The 16,660-nt window shown below is 39.3% G+C and carries 16 protein-coding genes; 2 read left to right on the plus strand and 14 right to left on the minus strand.

Annotated elements, in window-relative coordinates; genetic code table 11:
- Positions 1–33 precede the first annotated feature (33 nt).
- From QYF49_RS20570 to QYF49_RS20620, 11 genes are all read right to left on the minus strand, one after another.
- The gene (locus tag QYF49_RS20570) at positions 34–1,017 is read right to left on the minus strand and encodes an ABC transporter ATP-binding protein (RefSeq protein WP_290401470.1); all 984 of its coding nucleotides are present in this window, start codon (positions 1,015–1,017) and stop codon (positions 34–36) included.
- Positions 992–2,005 carry an ABC transporter ATP-binding protein gene (locus tag QYF49_RS20575; protein ID WP_290401471.1) on the minus strand — a complete coding sequence of 338 codons (1,014 nt, stop codon included), beginning with the start codon at positions 2,003–2,005 and terminating at the stop codon, positions 992–994. The genes QYF49_RS20570 and QYF49_RS20575 overlap by 26 nt, the downstream gene beginning before the upstream one ends.
- Positions 2,006–2,018: 13 nt before the next feature.
- Entirely contained in the window at positions 2,019–3,338 is a 1,320-nt protein-coding gene (locus QYF49_RS20580; RefSeq protein WP_290401472.1) for an aspartate aminotransferase family protein, read from the minus strand.
- Between the two features lie 11 nt (positions 3,339–3,349).
- Positions 3,350–4,549 carry a DUF885 domain-containing protein gene (locus QYF49_RS20585; RefSeq protein ID WP_290401473.1) on the minus strand — a complete coding sequence of 400 codons (1,200 nt, stop codon included), beginning with the start codon at positions 4,547–4,549 and terminating at the stop codon, positions 3,350–3,352.
- 1 nt (position 4,550) lies between these two features.
- Positions 4,551–5,489, minus strand: a complete 939-nt coding sequence (locus QYF49_RS20590; protein ID WP_290401474.1) for a succinylglutamate desuccinylase/aspartoacylase family protein — start codon at positions 5,487–5,489, stop codon at positions 4,551–4,553.
- Positions 5,490–5,502: 13 nt separating this feature from the next.
- Entirely contained in the window at positions 5,503–6,405 is a 903-nt protein-coding gene (gene nikC, locus QYF49_RS20595; protein ID WP_290401475.1) for a nickel transporter permease, read from the minus strand.
- 14 nt (positions 6,406–6,419) lie between these two features.
- Positions 6,420–7,403, minus strand: coding sequence for an ABC transporter permease (locus QYF49_RS20600; protein ID WP_290401476.1), 984 nt, complete (start codon positions 7,401–7,403; stop codon positions 6,420–6,422).
- A gap of 48 nt (positions 7,404–7,451) precedes the next feature.
- Complete coding sequence (locus QYF49_RS20605; RefSeq protein WP_290401477.1) at positions 7,452–9,050, minus strand: ABC transporter substrate-binding protein; 1,599 nt, start codon at positions 9,048–9,050, stop codon at positions 7,452–7,454.
- A gap of 21 nt (positions 9,051–9,071) precedes the next feature.
- The gene (locus QYF49_RS20610) at positions 9,072–10,175 is read right to left on the minus strand and encodes a M24 family metallopeptidase (RefSeq protein ID WP_290401478.1); all 1,104 of its coding nucleotides are present in this window, start codon (positions 10,173–10,175) and stop codon (positions 9,072–9,074) included.
- 226 nt (positions 10,176–10,401) lie between these two features.
- Complete coding sequence (locus QYF49_RS20615; RefSeq protein WP_290401479.1) at positions 10,402–10,743, minus strand: DUF3870 domain-containing protein; 342 nt, start codon at positions 10,741–10,743, stop codon at positions 10,402–10,404.
- A 352-nt stretch (positions 10,744–11,095) separates the two neighbouring features.
- A complete protein-coding gene (locus QYF49_RS20620) occupies positions 11,096–11,953 on the minus strand; it encodes a helix-turn-helix domain-containing protein (RefSeq protein WP_290401480.1) in 858 nt (285 codons plus the stop codon).
- Between the two features lie 150 nt (positions 11,954–12,103).
- Here QYF49_RS20620 and QYF49_RS20625 point away from each other — a divergent pair, with 150 nt between their 5' ends.
- Entirely contained in the window at positions 12,104–12,877 is a 774-nt protein-coding gene (locus QYF49_RS20625; RefSeq protein WP_290401481.1) for a phytanoyl-CoA dioxygenase family protein, read from the plus strand.
- Between the two features lie 732 nt (positions 12,878–13,609).
- Here the strand turns inward: QYF49_RS20625 and QYF49_RS20630 are convergent.
- Positions 13,610–13,840: a hypothetical protein gene (locus QYF49_RS20630; protein WP_290401482.1), complete on the minus strand. Its 231-nt coding sequence runs from the start codon at positions 13,838–13,840 to the stop codon at positions 13,610–13,612.
- A gap of 249 nt (positions 13,841–14,089) precedes the next feature.
- Between QYF49_RS20630 and sda the strand changes: the two genes are divergently transcribed.
- Entirely contained in the window at positions 14,090–14,194 is a 105-nt protein-coding gene (sda, locus tag QYF49_RS25885) for a sporulation histidine kinase inhibitor Sda (protein ID WP_354005865.1), read from the plus strand.
- Positions 14,195–14,459: 265 nt separating this feature from the next.
- On the opposite strand, the gene QYF49_RS20635 is transcribed toward sda, so the two are convergent.
- Positions 14,460–14,684 carry an alpha/beta-type small acid-soluble spore protein gene (locus tag QYF49_RS20635; protein WP_290401483.1) on the minus strand — a complete coding sequence of 75 codons (225 nt, stop codon included), beginning with the start codon at positions 14,682–14,684 and terminating at the stop codon, positions 14,460–14,462.
- A gap of 581 nt (positions 14,685–15,265) precedes the next feature.
- Entirely contained in the window at positions 15,266–16,327 is a 1,062-nt protein-coding gene (locus tag QYF49_RS20640; RefSeq protein WP_290401484.1) for a 2,3-butanediol dehydrogenase, read from the minus strand.
- Positions 16,328–16,660: the final 333 nt, after the last annotated feature.

Here is a 16,660-nt window from a genome sequence, read left to right on the forward strand (position 1 = left end):
AAAGAACCTATGTCGTACCTCCCTTAGTATTCATTAATACAAATGACAGGCTACCGATCGGCCGGGAGAAACTTCTTTTAACGCAGGTATTTTTACTTTACAGACATCCATACAACTCGGACACCTTGTATGAAAGGTGCAACCACTAGGAGGATTCGCGGGACTTGGCACATCTCCTTTTAAAACAATTCGTTCTTTTTTCTGTTTTGCATTTACTTCTGGAGCTGCTGACATTAGCGCAATCGTATACGGATGAAGAGGATCAGAGAATAGTTGAGCTTTATCAGCCATCTCCACCACTTTTCCAAGATACATTACAGCAATTCGGTCCGAAATGTGCTCGACCACCGATAAATCATGCGTGATAAAAACATAGGTGAGGTTGTATAGTTCTTGTAAGTCCTGCATTAAGTTAATCACTTGTGCCTGTACCGAGATATCAAGAGCCGATACCGGTTCATCCGCAATAATGAGCTTGGGATTGAGAACTAAGGCTCTCGCAATCCCAATCCTTTGTCTTTGTCCACCACTGAACTCGTGAGGATGACGTTTGGCATAGCTGGGGTCTAAGCCGACCTTGTTCAGCAAATCGGCCACTTTTTCTTTTCTATCACGGGGAGTTCCGATTTTGTAAACTTTCATGGGCTCTAGCAATGTTCGTTCAATTGTCCATCTAGGGTTTAAGGAAGCATATGGATCCTGAAAAATCATTTGAATGTCTTTTCTTGTAGAACGCATTTCCTTTGAAGGAAGGGTCGTTAATTCTTTGCCCTGAAGTTTAATGGAGCCGTCTGTGGCTTCTAGCAACCGAATGACTAAGCGAGCCATCGTGGATTTACCACAGCCACTTTCACCTACAATTCCCAAGGTTTCTCCTCGTTTGACGCCGAAAGAAATACCATCAACTGCTTTAATAGAACCCACTTCTTTGGAAAAAACGCCTTTTTTTATCGGAAAATATTTTTTAAGATTTTCTACCTCTAGCACATAGTCATCTGACGGTTTCATGCTTAACATCTGCCTCCCTCCCTTCTTCTTTTACGAGCCAGCAAGCCGCGTGTTGATCTTCTGAAATTGGAAATAGCGGGGGCAGACTCACGTAACATTGGTCCATCACATAAGGACAACGATCTGAAAAGCGGCATCCTTTTGGCCAGTTCTTTGGTGCTGGGACTTGTCCGGGAATATAACTCAATCTTTTATGGCTTTCACCTTTTCTCGGCAAGGATGCAAGCAAGCCTTTTGTATAAGGATGTTGAGGGTTCTGTAAAATTTGTTTTACTGGCCCTGATTCCACAATTTTTCCGGCATACATGACTAACACCCGATCGCAAACTTCCGATACGACGCCCAAATCATGCGTAATTAATATCATGGACATTCCTTTTTGTTCTTGAAGTTCTTTGATCAACTCTAGTATCTGAGCTTGAATGGTTACATCTAATGCTGTTGTGGGTTCATCAGCAATAATGAGCTTCGGATCACAGGCCATGGCCATCGCAATCATGACCCTTTGCCGCATACCGCCTGATAATTGATGCGGATAACTGTAGAAGATTTCATCAGGACGAGGGATTCCCACCAATTTCAATAATTCAACGACCTTATCTTTTTGTTCTATTCCTTTTATTTTTTTATGAATTTTTAACGTTTCTCCGATTTGATTACCGATACGGTAAACTGGATTTAATGAAGTCATGGGTTCCTGAAAAATCATCGCAATCTCATTTCCCCGTAGCTTCCTCATTTCTTTTTGATCCAAATGGAGCAAGTCGATGCCATCACCATCAAACCGAATGTGCTTGCCCGATACTTTTCCGGGGGGCTTAACAAGCCCCATAATGGAAAGAGAGGTTACGCTCTTCCCGCAGCCTGATTCTCCTACAATACCAAGCGTCTCCCCTTTTTCAACATGAAAAGATATTCCATCCACCGCATTAAAGGTACTTTTGCGGGATGTAAAGGTAGTGGTCAAATTGCTGACTTCTAACATATTCTGCTGCATGGATCAATCCCCCTTACGATCTTGCGTTGACTTCCACGGTTTGTTTTAAACTTTCATCCATATAAGTTGTCAGTTGGTTCAAAACCTGATCGTTATGTGCAAATGAAATTGCATGATGCAACAAATAATTAGGTGAACAGTAAACTCCCTTTTCAGAAAGCTTTGTATGAAAAGCTACATATTCTTCCTTATTAGTGCTTGCGGCATCACGGTAATTATTTAATTCTTGATCTGTAAAATACCACTGGAAGTGTCCGCCTCTACCCTGTATTTTAGTCGCCACGCCATGCTTTTCGCCCAATCGTTTAAATTCAGAAATTAATTTTTCTGTTCGTTGTTGCAAAATTTTAAAAACCTGTTTTTCTTCATAAAGCTCCATGAAGGACATTGAAGCGGCAAGCGATATTTGATGGCCATTATACGTTCCCACAAAGGAGCAGTTCCCTATTCCGGGGGTAACCGTTTTAAAAATGTCTGCTTTACCCGCTAATGCTGCCAACATATACCCGTTGCTAATGGCTTTTCCAAAAGTAGAAAGATCCGGGATCACCCCATAATATCCTTGTGCCCCACCTGGAGAAACTCGAAAACCGGTTAACAGTTCATCAAAGATCAACAAGATATTCAAGTTATCGCAAATCATTCGTAACCCTGTTAAGTATTCTTTTTTTGCCGGTATATAACCAATATCAATCATAGTCGGCTCGATAATAAGGGCAGAGATCCGATGTTGGTTTTGTGTTAACAATCGTTCTGCCGTTTCTAAATCATTAAAGGGAAGTACCAGTGTGCTTTGGACGGTTTCTTGAATTAATCCAGGAGAACCAGGAAGAGATCGAGGGGAAGATGAGCCCCCAGCTTGGGTTAAATCAGGCCATGTGCTCACAAATACGGCATCGTGCCAGCCGTTATAAGCTCCTTCAATTACGGCGATGTCGGTTTTTCCAGTAGATACTCTGGCCATCATCATCGCATGCATAATCGCTTCCGTGCCGGTATTCGTAAAACGAACTTGTTCGGCGGTCGTCACAAAGGATAGGAATTTTTGAGCTGCTTTAATACTGAGTTCTGTCTCTAATCCAGTGACGATTCCAGAGGAACAATACGTCGTCATTCGTTCATTAAAATCTGAATCATTGTGACCTAAAATGATTGAACCATTCCCCATCACGCAATCAATATAGGTGTTACCATCGATATCTTCGATGAAAGCCCCGTCACCCTTTTGAAAGTAAATCGGATGCGGATTTCGAAAGCGGGAATTGGAATGTACGCCACCAGGAACAAAGACGTTTGCCTTTTCAAAAAGCTCTTTTGATTTTGTCATAGACATAATGTCACTTCCTATCTAAATTGTTTGACGGTATCGGCTGATAACATGTTTTTATACAAAAAGTGATAAAAGAAGGATTTTTGCTTCTCATTCAATCTTGTGAACACTTCGCTAACCGCCTCATTTCCTCTCCAATACGAATAAATAAAAGGCGCTCGTAAGGAATGCTTAAAAAAACGCATTCTAGACCGTATCCAGTTATCCTTCGCAAAAGCAAAATTCCTTAAAAAGTCACTCACTTCTTCGTCAGATTTGTTTTCCTCGTGAATCATATGGGCGGCATTCATGCCGGAAATAGAACGGATTAGCTGATAAACGAGATAAATTTGATCATCCAGTGTATCAACCCAATTTATAAAATGAATACCGTTATCCCCAATCCCTTCAAAAACGGAACTGCTCGCTGTATTCGTAATCACAAGTGCCGCATCCATAGGAACATCACCTGATCGAAAGCCCATCTCCCGCATTCTCATATGGGTGGTATGTCCTGGAAAGCATTCATGGGTTACTAAATGTTTCAACGATTCATAGGTATACGATAAATCACCGTTGATATACATTTTTCCATTTTCATAATCACAGTAGGCACTGTAAGGAACCCTCTTTACAACCACCGGCATAACATCTACATCTTCAATTTCTTTAAATAGGTATTGAATCACTCGTTCTTTGGCTTGTGAAAGTAATTCCTTTAATACAGATTCAATTTGATTAGAAGTAACACTTTGACTTTCTTCCCATTGGCGCACCTTTTCTGTTAAGGGTCCTTTTAAGCCCTTTTGAATCAATAGAGAATCAAGCTTGTCATGAAGACGTTTCCTCTCCGCTTCCACATACGGATTTTCATTCACATATAACAAGCCTCTTACTTTTTCTCTAAAGGACATACCTATACCACTGCACCATTTCGCTAGCGTAATCAATGATCCAATTTGTTGCTGCATATAATTGCGGCGCACCTCATCCTTAATTATGATGTAGCGTTGTCTTAACTGTTCCAGATGTGAAATAATATCCTCCCAGCTGGAATAGTTGTTAGGCGTTTCGCTTGTTAAATTTATCGGAACGAGGCCTTCCTGATCCAATGATGCCTCTGTACCTGAATTTGTTTTTTCTCGATAAAACTGATCCATTCCTAAAACGATCTGAGTGTAATCTCTCGATAGCTCAAAATCTCGTGCTTCAAATGTCGCCGTTAGGGAGTTCATTTTAACTCTTCTCCGCTGTGAGCGTATTTCCAATCATAAAGCCATAATCACCCGGATTTACTTTATTTAAAAGCCCTCTGGTTAAGATCACTAAATTTTTTTCAAATGGTGTTCGGATGACTTCAAGTTCCTCAAATGTTCGTGGATTATAAGTCCGTGCAAGAACCTGGTTACCCTCAATGACAGTGCCAACGGAACTGAAGTCAAACTCAGGCACCATAATACCTCCATGCTTAGGACGAATAATTTGAATTTCTGTCATGACTGTTTGCTCAGGCGGCGGAACAACTTCTCCTGGCAACATGTTAAGCTTACGCATACAGTTAAAAATCCCATCTACTCCTCGTTCTATATCATTCTCAAAGTTTGGCCCACCTCCGACCTCGACGGTGACACTTGGAATCCCCCTTTCTACTGTATAGGTAGCTGTTGTTCCTTCATAAGGATAGGACGGACGGAAAAGAACAGGGAAGTTAAACGCTCTGGATAGCTCCTCATCGTTTTGGATGTATACGTAATCAACGATGGGAACCGTTCCTCCAGCATGTAAATCAATATAAATATCAATTTCATTTAAGAAGTTTTCCACCATACTGTGGGCCACTTGTTCTGTTACCCATCCATCTTCAAATCCCGGAAAAACTCGATTAAGATTGTTCATATCAAGCGGTGTGTTTCTGGTCATGTTCTCAAATGCCAATGGATTAGAAACCGGAAGAAGTTTGACTACACCAGAAAGCTCAGATTCTTTTAAACGGTTATAAACGCGTCGTAAAATTTCAGCTCCAATGATTTCATCACCGTGAACAAGTGCGGATAAGCCTAAAACTGGGCCGTCTTTTTCTCCATGTATTGTGTGAATGGGTAAGCTTAATGGAGTCCCATTGGATAGGTGGGTTACTAATACTTCCTTATACTCTCTAGTTGAAGTGACTGGCATTGCAATTCCTCCCTTATTTTCGTTTTAATTTTGAATCTGTTAGATCACGAATACCATCGCCAAGTAAGTTGAAGCCTAAAACCGTGATCATAATGGCAAGTCCTGGATAGAGGGATAAATACGGAGTTTCCCTAATGAATTTCATACCAAATGCGAGTGTCCATCCCCAACTGGCTTTTGGTGGTTGGATACCAAGACCTAAGAAACTTAATGTAGCCTCTGCAATTATCGCAACGCCAAGTCCAAGAGTCGCAACTACGACTATTGGTGCCAAGCAGTTAGGCAATATGTTATAAAAAATAATACGAAAATCACTCGATCCGATCGTTTTTGCTGCCTGAATATATTCCTCTTCCTTAATCGCCAGTACACTGGCGCGAACAATTCGTGCATAATTTGTCCAATAAACCACTCCTAGTGCCAGTATCACGTTTTGAATGCCTGGACCTAAGGCCGCAACCAATGCAATGGCTAGCAATAAAACAGGGAAAGATAAAACGATATCTACAAATCTCATAATAATCATATCGATCCATCCACCGTAATAACCCGCAATTAATCCAATCGTTACGCCGATTAATAGTGATAAACCAACAGAAATAAATCCTACCTCAAGTGAAACCCTGGCTCCGTAAATTATGCGTGTGAAAAGATCCCGACCATATTGATCGGTTCCTAATAGGTGTCCATGTTCCATTGGCTTAAGAAGTCGATCCCCGATATTCATTTGATACGGGTCATGGGTAGCAATAAGTGGAGCGAAAATAGCGCAAAAAATGACAATAAATACGATCATTCCACCAATTAGAACAGACTTGCTCTTTGTCAACACATATAGAATTTCTTTCACATCAAGTGCTAACTTTGCTTTTTCTCTCACTGGCTCGTCAAACTTAACTTGCTTAAATAGTTCCATTCTCCCCTCCCTCCTTACACATGCTGAATTTTTGGATTGATGATGGCATATAAAATGTCTACAACTAAATTGATTAAGGCAAATAATAAAGCAATGATAAGAACACAACCCTGCACAACTGGAAAGTCTCTTTGACTGATCGCTGTTATAACCAATCGACCGATCCCTGGCCACCCAAACACGGTTTCGGTGACGATTGCACCACCAAGCAAGTTGCCAAATTGCAAGCCGACAATGGTTACAACTGGAATTAATGCATTTCGGAAAACATGCTTTAAAATGATGATATACCCCTTTACTCCTTTTGCTTCGGCTGTTCGGACATAATCTTCTTTCAAAACTTCTAGCATTGCAGAACGTACCATTCTAGTAATCAATGCGGCACTCATTAGCCCAAGTGTAAACGCAGGTAATAGTAAATGTTTGAAGCTGTCGATGATAAAATACAAATTTCCAGTTTGGATCGTATCAATTGTAGCCTCGAAAATGGGGTCTCCCCTTCCAAACGAAGGTAGAACATTTAAATTGACAGAAAAACCGATAATTAATAAGAGTCCCATCCAAAAGACGGGCATGGAAATGCCAAGTTGCGCGAAAAACATACTGCTATAATCCAACCACGAAAATTGTTTTACAGCCGAGAGAATGCCTAATGGAATAGAGATTATCAAGGCAATAATCAGTGAAAGTAACGCTAATTCAAGGGTTGCGGGTAAATGGTCGAAAATTAAGTTCAAAACAGGGACATCTTGAAAAATTGAATTACCTAAATCCCCCTGAAGGAGGTTCTTAAGAAATACGAAAAGCTGTATCCATAAAGGTTCATTTAATCCCAATACATTCCTCAATCTAGCGAGATCCTCTTTTGATGCATCTTGTCCAAGAAGGGTTAAGGCAGGGTCACCTGGAATTAGATGAAGGAGAAAAAACACCAGTATCGATATACCGAGTAAGACCGGTATGAATTGAAATAACCGTTTTATAATATAGGTAGCCATTTACACCACTCCGATTTGAACAGAGGAGGGGCAAGCCTCCTTCCGTTTTTATTCTGCTATTTCGGCGTCCTTTAAACGATAGAAGCTTCCGCTTGGATATGGTTTAAAACCTATAAGGTTTTTGTTATACATGGCAATATAGCCTTGATATAAAAGAACGTCATAAGGAGCTTCTTCCGTAACAATACTAGCTGCCTTCTGATAAACTTTAATGCGTTCTGCTTGAGATAATGCCGTTCTTCCCTTTTCTAAAAGAACATCGACTTGACGATTGGAATATTTTCCATAGTTGCCTCCCCCATCAGTGTGAAACTGGTTATACATGGCTCGATCAGGGTCGACGAGATTTAGCCAACCTACTAAAGCGATATCGAATTTACCTTCTGTTAAACTAGCACTGAATGTCGGCCATTCATTAGTGGTAACTTTTGTTTCAATCCCTGCTTTTGTAAATTCGTTTTGAAGATACTCCACCGTCTGAACGCGGTTAGGATCTTCACTATGAGTAGATAATGTGAATTTTAGTTTCTTTCCATTTTGATCTAAAACCCCATCTCCATCACTATCTTGCCAACCAGCTTCTTTAAAAAGTGCTTTAGCTCGTTTGACATCATAATCAAATGTCGGAACATTATCGGTATAAGCCCAGGATGCAGGAATAAGTGGAGATTTACCAGGCTTGTCCATCCCTTTATAAATCTTGGAGGAAATCACATCTTTATTAACTAAGTTGGAAAGTGCCTGACGAATTTTTACTTCAGAGAGAATCTTATTCTTTACGTTAAAGTTTAAGTAGGTAAACCCTAACCCTTGTGTTTCAACTACCTTTAACTTATCATTTTGTTTTATTCTACTAATGTCTTGAGGTGAAACTGGCGAATGAACTAAGTCCACATCTCCTGATTCCAATGAAGCGACTCGCGTGGTATTATCCGGAATGATATAGTACGTTATTTTCTTCGTTTTCGGTGCTCCCCCCCAATATTTAGGGTTGGCTTCAAAAGCAATTTTGTTATTTTTACTCCATTTCACCAACTTGTAGGGCCCAGTTCCAATGGGATGATTAGCAAGAGATTTGTCATTTTTTTCTCCAATATGTTTTGGAACGATTCCAATATCTAAATAGCTTAATAGTGCTGCATAAGGTTGTTTTAACGTAAATTTAACTTGATATTTATTGACAACATCCACAGATTTTATAGGTTCATAAAGGATGGCTGATGGAGCCTTTAAATTCGGATCTAATAGAGTATCAAACGTATATTTGACATCTTCTGCTGTAAATGGTGTTCCATCTTGAAAGTTAACATTTTTTCGTAACGTAAATATCCATGTGGTTGGATTCGGATTGTCCCATTTGGTCGCTAGAGATGGTTCTGCTTCTAGGTTGTCAGAAAGGCGGATTAGTCCATCATAAGCTAACTCCGATACCCTTTTGCTAGATGTATCACTCGATAACCGTGGATCCATTGTTCCGGCATCTACATCCAGTCCCACTTTAATTTCATCTTTTTTTGAACTAGATTCCTTACTTGAACTGGAATTAGAAGTACCACTTGATGGTTTGGAATAAGAACAACCCGTGAGCATAATAGCAGAAAGCAAGGCTACAACAATAATCCAACTTAATCTTCTTTTGTTTTTCAATTCTCTCTCCCCTTTCATTTTTTAAATTCCTAACAATTCTAAGTACTGCACCTCCTTAGAAAATAGATTTAATACTTCACAACCTCCATTTTTTACAACCACTATATCTTCAATCCGGATACCGTAGTGGTCCGGTAGATATAAACCAGGTTCTATGCTGAATGCCATTCCTTCCTTTATCAATTCATGATTGTTTCCATGAATAAAAGGTCCCTCGTGAAGTTCTAACCCAATACCGTGACCTGTTCGATGAATAAAATAGTGTTCATAACCCCATTTGGCGAAGCCTTTTCGAATCAATAGGTCCACCTCCGAAAATGGAACTCCCGGCTTAATGATTTCGATAGCTTGCATTTGTAAGTCCTTTACAATTTTATATAGGTCTTCATATTTGGAATTAACTTTTCCACGGAAAAAGGTTCTGGTGATATCCGAGCAATAGTCGTTATATAAACCACCCATATCAATTAAAATCGGTTCATCTGGATAACTAATCTGATCACTAATGGTATGGTGAGGGTTAGCGCTGTTTTTCCCAAAACCAATAATAGGCTTAAAGGAAAGTTCATTGATTCCATGCTCCGCAAAGAAGCTTCTAATCGTTCCCGCTATTTCTCTTTCTGTTGATGGGAAATATTGTAATTGTACAACTTGATGCATTACTGCATCTGCAATTCTTGCCGATTGGCGGAGCGTTTCGATTTCCTTTTCGTCCTTAATCTCTCTAAGTTGTTCTACAATAGTGCTTTTTTGAATGTGGGATTTTGGGACAATTTTCAAAATATCAAGCAAATAAGAGCTTGACCAATTAAGATCGATTCCTAATGTGCGGCTTTTAGAAATAGAGGTTGCTAATAGTTGGATCGGATTCATGTCATCACGATAGAAAACGACTTCTATTTCGTTTGAGGAGGGTGCTTGGTCAAAAAACATCTCGTGAATAAATAGTTTTGATTTATTATCTGATGACATCAGTAAAACCGTCATACGCTCTCCTGTTTCAAGATCTGTACCAAGGAGATATTTTAGGTTGTATTTCGAACTAACGATTAACTGGTCCATTCCAAAGTCTTGCATTTTATTTAAACAATTTGCTCTTCTAATGCTAAAACGGTTCAATGCCATCTCTCCTTATTTTGAAAATGGATAAAAATAAAAGACCAAGCCATACCGAATTAAACCCAAAGGGATTAACCGGACAGCTCGGTCTTAAAATTCTTAAGGTATGAATAGGGGATGCCTATTCACTGAATTTTAGGCTCGCTGGTAAAATATTATCTGAAAATAAAATATAATCTAATTATACAGAAAATTACTGCGTTAGCAATAGGTTAAAAAAATTAATTCCTATTTATTTTGTCGTAACAGGCGGATTCATTGCTTTATAAATAGAGTACTGATTATATGCATCTCTCATAGCCGAAATGATCGCTTTCTTTCCAAGACCGAAATACCTCTTTTCAAATTTTTCAATAGGTTCCTCTATTCCATTCTTCAAATCATGTCCTTCTAGTATACTTTTAATAAAATCGTTACACATATTCGTTACAAAGGTACAAGAAGCATTCAAAATACAATCATTTTGAGGATCAACTTCAAACCCTACACCCATTACTCCGTATAAATTTTTTGCAGCCATTCCATCAGGTAAACGGGAATAACCGGTGCATATGATCGTTTCACGATAATTCATAGATTTTCCCCCTGCTTATTCTAAGTATGAATAATATATACGATTAATAATATTTGATTCCTGCAAATCTCCTTTCTTAAATATTAAACAAACGTTGATTTTGTCGCTGGGGAAAAATGAGCAGGAAGATAAATTTCATTCAAAGAGACCTATCACTGCAAAGACGCAATCAGCGTTAAATTCAGCAATCCTTTATATATTTATACCTTTTATTTACACCAAGTCATAAAGCAGATTGTTTTAGTCTCTCTCCAAATAGACAGCTCATAGTCCCTACACCGACTACCAAGGATCTGGCCGCTGATGAAGTTGCTGTCCGGAGATGCGAAGAACACACGCACATTCCACATCTTCAAGAGCCTTTCCGAAAACGCCCTGGCGGCATGCCTGTTTCTTTTTGAAAAACTCTTGTAAAGTAATGAACACTTCCAAATCCGGTTGCCTCCGCAATCTCTTTTATAGGAAGGTTTGATGAGTTTAATAGATAAGTAGATTGTTTTATCCGCTCTTTTCGGATAAACGTAACAAAATTTTCATGGATGCCAGAGGAAAATAAGCGGGATAAATGCCTTGTCGACACGTTCAGGTATTGAGCGACCATCTCAAGGGACAATTCCTTTTCTAAATTATCGATGATAAATGTTTTCGCTTGCTGCAAAACAATAAGCGATGTTTTTGAAATCCTTTTTACGGCCTCTTTCGGCGGAAGAAAAAGGGAAGGAAAGGATGTAAGCAGCGTATGAGCCAGAAGAGGTACTGCACTTGATGATACTGCCCATTGCTTCTCTTCAGGAACGAGAAGTGTTTTCCATAATGAGGCAGAAGAAGACGTTTCCCCCTGCGGCACGACCACTTGATCGTACTGGGCAAGCGTTACATATTGGTTGACATATTCTCTTGATGATTGGCCCTCATCCACCTCAAAACAAACGAAGACTAAAAAAAGACCAGCCTCACTCCGTATTTGATGATCAATGCCTGGCCTAGAAACAAAAAACGTTCCTGGAGAAAGAGGAAGGAGGATCCCATGGTCTAAATACGTCCCTTCTCCATGTAAAACATAACATACCTCAAATGACGAATGCCTGTGAACCGGGTTGTAGGTTAACTTGGGATCAACTCCCCAATAGTTAATGCGAAAAGAAACATCCTGCCCCTTTAACACCAAATGCTGATTCAGCCGTGTAACACTTTCCCTACAAAGATACATCGCAACTTCTCCTTCCCTGCTGCTTTATAAGGTATGGCGGAAAAAGACAAAAACATGGCATTTCTCTTCAAATACAGATATAGCTTACCACGCTTATAATTATGCTGAAAGCGATATCAATTTCGCAAATATAGGAGGGGGCTTGATGATATGATCCTGTCGAACGATGCTGATTTTTACAAAGATCAAGGATACCTGTTAGTAAAAGGAGTCTTCAATCAACAGGAAGTGGAAGAAATGCGTATGGGGGTCGACAATATAATTAAACGGGCAGTCTTGGCCAATAAGGACCACAATGCCACTTGGGATGGCGATTATTTACCGAAAGAAAAGTTGAAGAAGCTTGTGTTAAAAGGATTTCATAACGTTCATTACCATGACCATGTCTTTTTAAAGGCATTGACCCACCCAAACATGAAAGCGGTGTTAAAACAGTTAATTGGACCAAATGTACAGCTCCATCATTCCAAAATGCTTGTTAAGCCACCTGAAAACGGAGCTGCGTTTCCGATGCATCAGGATTATCCATACTTCCCTCATGAAAAACATACGATGCTGGCGGCGAGTATCCATTTAGATGAAAGCAACGAAGAGAATGGTTGTCTTTCCGTGGTGCCAGAATCCCACAAACAAGGGGTCCTTCCGCATATTGGCAGTCATTATTTAAATCAAAAGGAATACCCGCTATCCTTGGGCACGCCATGTCCTGCAGAACCTGGCGATGTATTATTCTTTAATTACTTAACCATTCACGGTTCAGGTGTTAATAGAAGTAGCCGTACTAGGAGAAACTTGCTATTCCAATACAGAGATGCATCAGACTTTCCAACGAACAACGAACATTTTGACTGGGGCATGGGATTGATGGTGAGTGGTGAGAATCCTCATTTCGAAAGGGTAACTCCGAAATATAAGATTGTGTAAAATAGTGTAACTGAGTCAAAGAGATGAGTTTTTCATTACTGTTGTACATTTAAATTTAGATGAGTTTTTACAGAAAAATCCGAGAGATTTTGTAAATTTTGTGTTTTCGATGATAAAAGATTTGACTTTCTTTACTTCACTATCGTACAGCTTGAGAAGACAGGATGGCAAAGCATCGCCAGGTCTATAGTTCGCATGCTCGTTGAACTAGAATCTTAATTAAGTGAATAGGTCCATTCAGCAAAAACAAATCCCCTCCGCCATTTACTTATCTTTTCGGGGTTCTTTTTCTTCTTTTTTCTTCCTTGGATTTAAGTTTTTTTATTATCCATATTGGCTAGAATATGTTTCCTACCTTTTTATTATTGTAGGCCTAATCTTCTTTTTTAAAGAACTAGCTATAACTTATAAAACAAAGAACCAGCAGTAGTAGCTGCCGGTTCTTTTTTCTACCATGTAATTAAACTCCGTCTCAGTAATTTCAGTATTTTTTATGATAATGAGACGGAATTTTCCACTTTATTTATCGGTCATTTTTTATTTTAAATTTTTTATAAAATTACGGTACGTGAAATTATTTTCCGTTAACAAGGGACCTATTCCGAAAAACGATTTATACCGTTTCTTTTCTTCCATAATTTTAAAAAGAACTTATATCTAAAGATCGATACAAGTTCTAAAATGCCTATTGAATTGTCAGCACCCCCGTATTGGGAAGCCTTTTTTACATCCTTATTCAAGAAGTAACGATCTCATATTTCTATTTCGTTCTAATCTTTCCAATTCATCAGCTAAATCATACTTTTTTAGAAGATGAAACATCTCATTTAAGGTTGTTTGTGAGTTATTCCTGTTTAAAAAGTCATCAAACAACGCACAAATATCGTCTGGAAGCTCTTCCTTCTGTGCCTCATATTTATGTTTCACATCTACTGTTGAGTGATCCATGTTACACTTGCTCATAACATCCCTCCTCTTCTTCTTTTATCTTAATATGATTGGACTATTCTCACAACAACACAAAATATCCTTTTAAATCAGAGAAAACAAGGAGACCCAGAATTAAGAATCATATTAGCTATTGGTACAACTAGCGGGTGTATTCGCGCCACTGCGGAGTGCTCTCGGCTGGTTCCGACATGGCTTTCACCTGATCGTGTGTTTGTTCAAATGTCGAAACAATTGGGCATAGTGAGGGTTGGTACTGACAAGATGTCTAACAAGTCTCTAAAGCAGTGTTATGTGCAAGCTAAAAAGCTAAAGTTGGTCCAAGATTTTATTGAATTGCTCGATAATGAATTAGAACCTCTCGTTTAACAGAAACAGTGGGTAAAACTCCTAAACTTTTTCCTCATTATCCTTTATCAAGAAATTTAATAATTGCAAACACACGTGTTTTCGCAAGTGTATATGGAAATAAAAACACATATTATAAGTTTATCCTTCTCGAATTGACTGCTAAGGTAGAGAATTGCAAGAAAAGAGAAAGGTCTCTCCATTTTGCGTTAGTTGTACTAAGACATAAAAAATAAAGACTGAAACCACAATAAGAGGTAGCTTCAGTCATAGAAGAATTCGTTGCTTATCTAGATTGCATTTCTCCACCCATTCCAGCAAGTTGGGATTGAGCTTGTGCTACAAGGCGTTTAGTAATTTCACCACCTACTGATCCGTTTGCTCGGGAAGGTGTGTCAGCCCCAAGCTGAACACCGAATTCAGTAGCGATTTCATATTTCATTTGATCAAGCGCTTGTTGGGAACCAGGTACCAAGGTGCGGTTACGATTACTTCCACTGCGATTTGCCATATGTATTCACCTCCTTAGGTATAACATGTGTCTAGGAAACACTTTTTATTCAAAATCCAATCCAAGTCATCCCTTACTCTATAAAGTTGAATTAATCATTAGCTTAGAGGGTCATATACGACTGAAGTCAATTGGTGATAATTAAAGCTAAGGTGACCACAGCAATAAAAAATGACCCTAGCCTAAACCGGAGCCATCTTCTCACCACCAAAGTGTCTTTTATTACTGTCTATGGTTGAAATGTGGAACTAGGTTAATGGTGGCACTTTGCGGGGTTTCTTTAAATTAATCAACGTGGGAAAAGCAGGCTTATAATAGCAAATTTGAATTAAGTGATTACAAAATTATTATCCTTCACATCTCCTAATAAACATATATCCAGGGATCATAATTTCAGGTTTGCTTGATTTTAGCAATAGATTGTTTTCAGCATACCTACTACTACCTGGACCTTAGCAAAGAAATAACCTCCAAAGTAAAACTAAGCTTTACAGGTTTAGTTTTTTGTCTACTTTAGAGGTACTTTATCAAGGTTTTTTTCTTGTTATTTAATTGAGTCTAGTAATCTTTTATTTCTATCTTCAATCTTCACGAGGTTTTACAAGAATCTTGACATGGCTCTTATCATTGACTAATGCTTCAAATCCTTCTTGTACAATATCATCAATCATTATTTTTTTTGTAATCAGATCTTCCGCTTTCATTTGCCCCTGAGAAATCAGCTTAATGACGGACGGAAATATATTACGGTATGCCAATACACCAATCATATCACGCTCTTTGAGTACCAATTCGTTTGGCGGGATAGAAGCTGTGGCTTCCCAGATGCTGATGATAACTACTTGCCCATCAAAACGGGTGCTTTGAATGGCGCCATTTAACGTCGGCTCAACGCCCGCTGCATCAAAGCTTACTTCGACTCCTAGATCATTAGTTAGACGCTTAATTTCCTGTACAGCGTCCACTTCAGCAGGATTTAGTATAACATCTGCACCGATTTTCCTAGCCAAATTCCTTCTTTCCTCTGAAAGATCTACAACAAACACTTTACTTGCTCCAGCAGCTTTCAACGCCTGGATCGTTAATAACCCAATAGGTCCGGTGCCGAAGACAGCTGCTGTATCGCCTGGTTTAAATTTGCTTTGTCTTACAGCATGCAGGGCAACTGCTGCCGGTTCCACTAATGCTCCCTGTTCATAGCTCATATTATCCGGTAACTTATGTACCATGTTTTCATTCACTACTGTGTATTCCGCAAAACCGCCGCCTCCGCCTGCAAGTCCATGAAAACCAAGCTGTTCGCAAACATTATAGTGTCCGGCTCTACAAGCCACGCATTCTCCGCATGCATAAATGGGCTCAACGGCAACGCGGTCACCAACAGCCACCTGGGTAACCCCTTCGCCAATTTCTGTAACCTCACCTGAAAACTCATGCCCAAGAACAATCGGGGCTTTATCCTTTGTAAGAGGATGAGGTTCTTCCACAGGAATAAAAATGGGTCCAACTAAATATTCATGCAAGTCACTTCCACAAATACCTGCCCATTTTACTTTAATTTTAACCGTTCCTTCTTTCACCTGGGGCTCTGGAATTTCTTCTACTCTGACATCTTTAGCCTGATACCACAATACACCTTTCATGATCGATCACCTCTGGTCATAGAATGTTTACATTTTGTATTGTATCACATCTATTGTAAACGCTTTCTATTAACCCTGTTATCCTTCAGACAGGATTTTTCGTTTCCGCTACATGTACTCCGGCCATTCCAAAATGATCGGGATATGGCGCATTCCCTATCGGGGTTAGCATACGGTATCAGGAAAATGGCGGACAGCAAAGAGTAACAAATTTCTTTGAAATAATTCCAATTGGGGAGTTATAGAGCGAAGCCGCTCCACTGTTATACGCGTATGGAAGGCAATTGAATCCGTCTTGTCTGGTACAACAAAACCAATGTGTATACAAAAGGC

Origin of the sequence: Fictibacillus terranigra (assembly GCF_030412265.1) — a bacterium.
GTDB classification, from domain to species: Bacteria; Bacillota; Bacilli; order Bacillales; family Fictibacillaceae; genus Fictibacillus_C; species Fictibacillus_C terrinigri.

Bases quoted from the DNA above. Each gene is read 5' to 3' on its own strand.
- QYF49_RS20570 (WP_290401470.1), bottom strand. From the start codon at position 1,017: ATGTTAAGCATGAAACCGTCAGATGACTATGTGCTAGAGGTAGAAAAT.
- QYF49_RS20575 (WP_290401471.1), bottom strand. From the start codon at position 2,005: ATGCAGCAGAATATGTTAGAAGTCAGCAATTTGACCACTACCTTTACA.
- QYF49_RS20580 (WP_290401472.1), bottom strand. From the start codon at position 3,338: ATGTCTATGACAAAATCAAAAGAGCTTTTTGAAAAGGCAAACGTCTTT.
- QYF49_RS20585 (WP_290401473.1), bottom strand. From the start codon at position 4,549: ATGAACTCCCTAACGGCGACATTTGAAGCACGAGATTTTGAGCTATCG.
- QYF49_RS20590 (WP_290401474.1), bottom strand. From the start codon at position 5,489: ATGCCAGTCACTTCAACTAGAGAGTATAAGGAAGTATTAGTAACCCAC.
- nikC (WP_290401475.1), bottom strand. From the start codon at position 6,405: ATGGAACTATTTAAGCAAGTTAAGTTTGACGAGCCAGTGAGAGAAAAA.
- QYF49_RS20600 (WP_290401476.1), bottom strand. From the start codon at position 7,403: ATGGCTACCTATATTATAAAACGGTTATTTCAATTCATACCGGTCTTA.
- QYF49_RS20610 (WP_290401478.1), bottom strand. From the start codon at position 10,175: ATGGCATTGAACCGTTTTAGCATTAGAAGAGCAAATTGTTTAAATAAA.
- QYF49_RS20615 (WP_290401479.1), bottom strand. From the start codon at position 10,743: ATGAATTATCGTGAAACGATCATATGCACCGGTTATTCCCGTTTACCT.
- QYF49_RS20620 (WP_290401480.1), bottom strand. From the start codon at position 11,953: ATGTATCTTTGTAGGGAAAGTGTTACACGGCTGAATCAGCATTTGGTG.
- QYF49_RS20625 (WP_290401481.1), top strand. From the start codon at position 12,104: ATGATCCTGTCGAACGATGCTGATTTTTACAAAGATCAAGGATACCTG.
- QYF49_RS20630 (WP_290401482.1), bottom strand. From the start codon at position 13,840: ATGAGCAAGTGTAACATGGATCACTCAACAGTAGATGTGAAACATAAA.
- sda (WP_354005865.1), top strand. From the start codon at position 14,090: ATGTCTAACAAGTCTCTAAAGCAGTGTTATGTGCAAGCTAAAAAGCTA.
- QYF49_RS20635 (WP_290401483.1), bottom strand. From the start codon at position 14,684: ATGGCAAATCGCAGTGGAAGTAATCGTAACCGCACCTTGGTACCTGGT.
- QYF49_RS20640 (WP_290401484.1), bottom strand. From the start codon at position 16,327: ATGAAAGGTGTATTGTGGTATCAGGCTAAAGATGTCAGAGTAGAAGAA.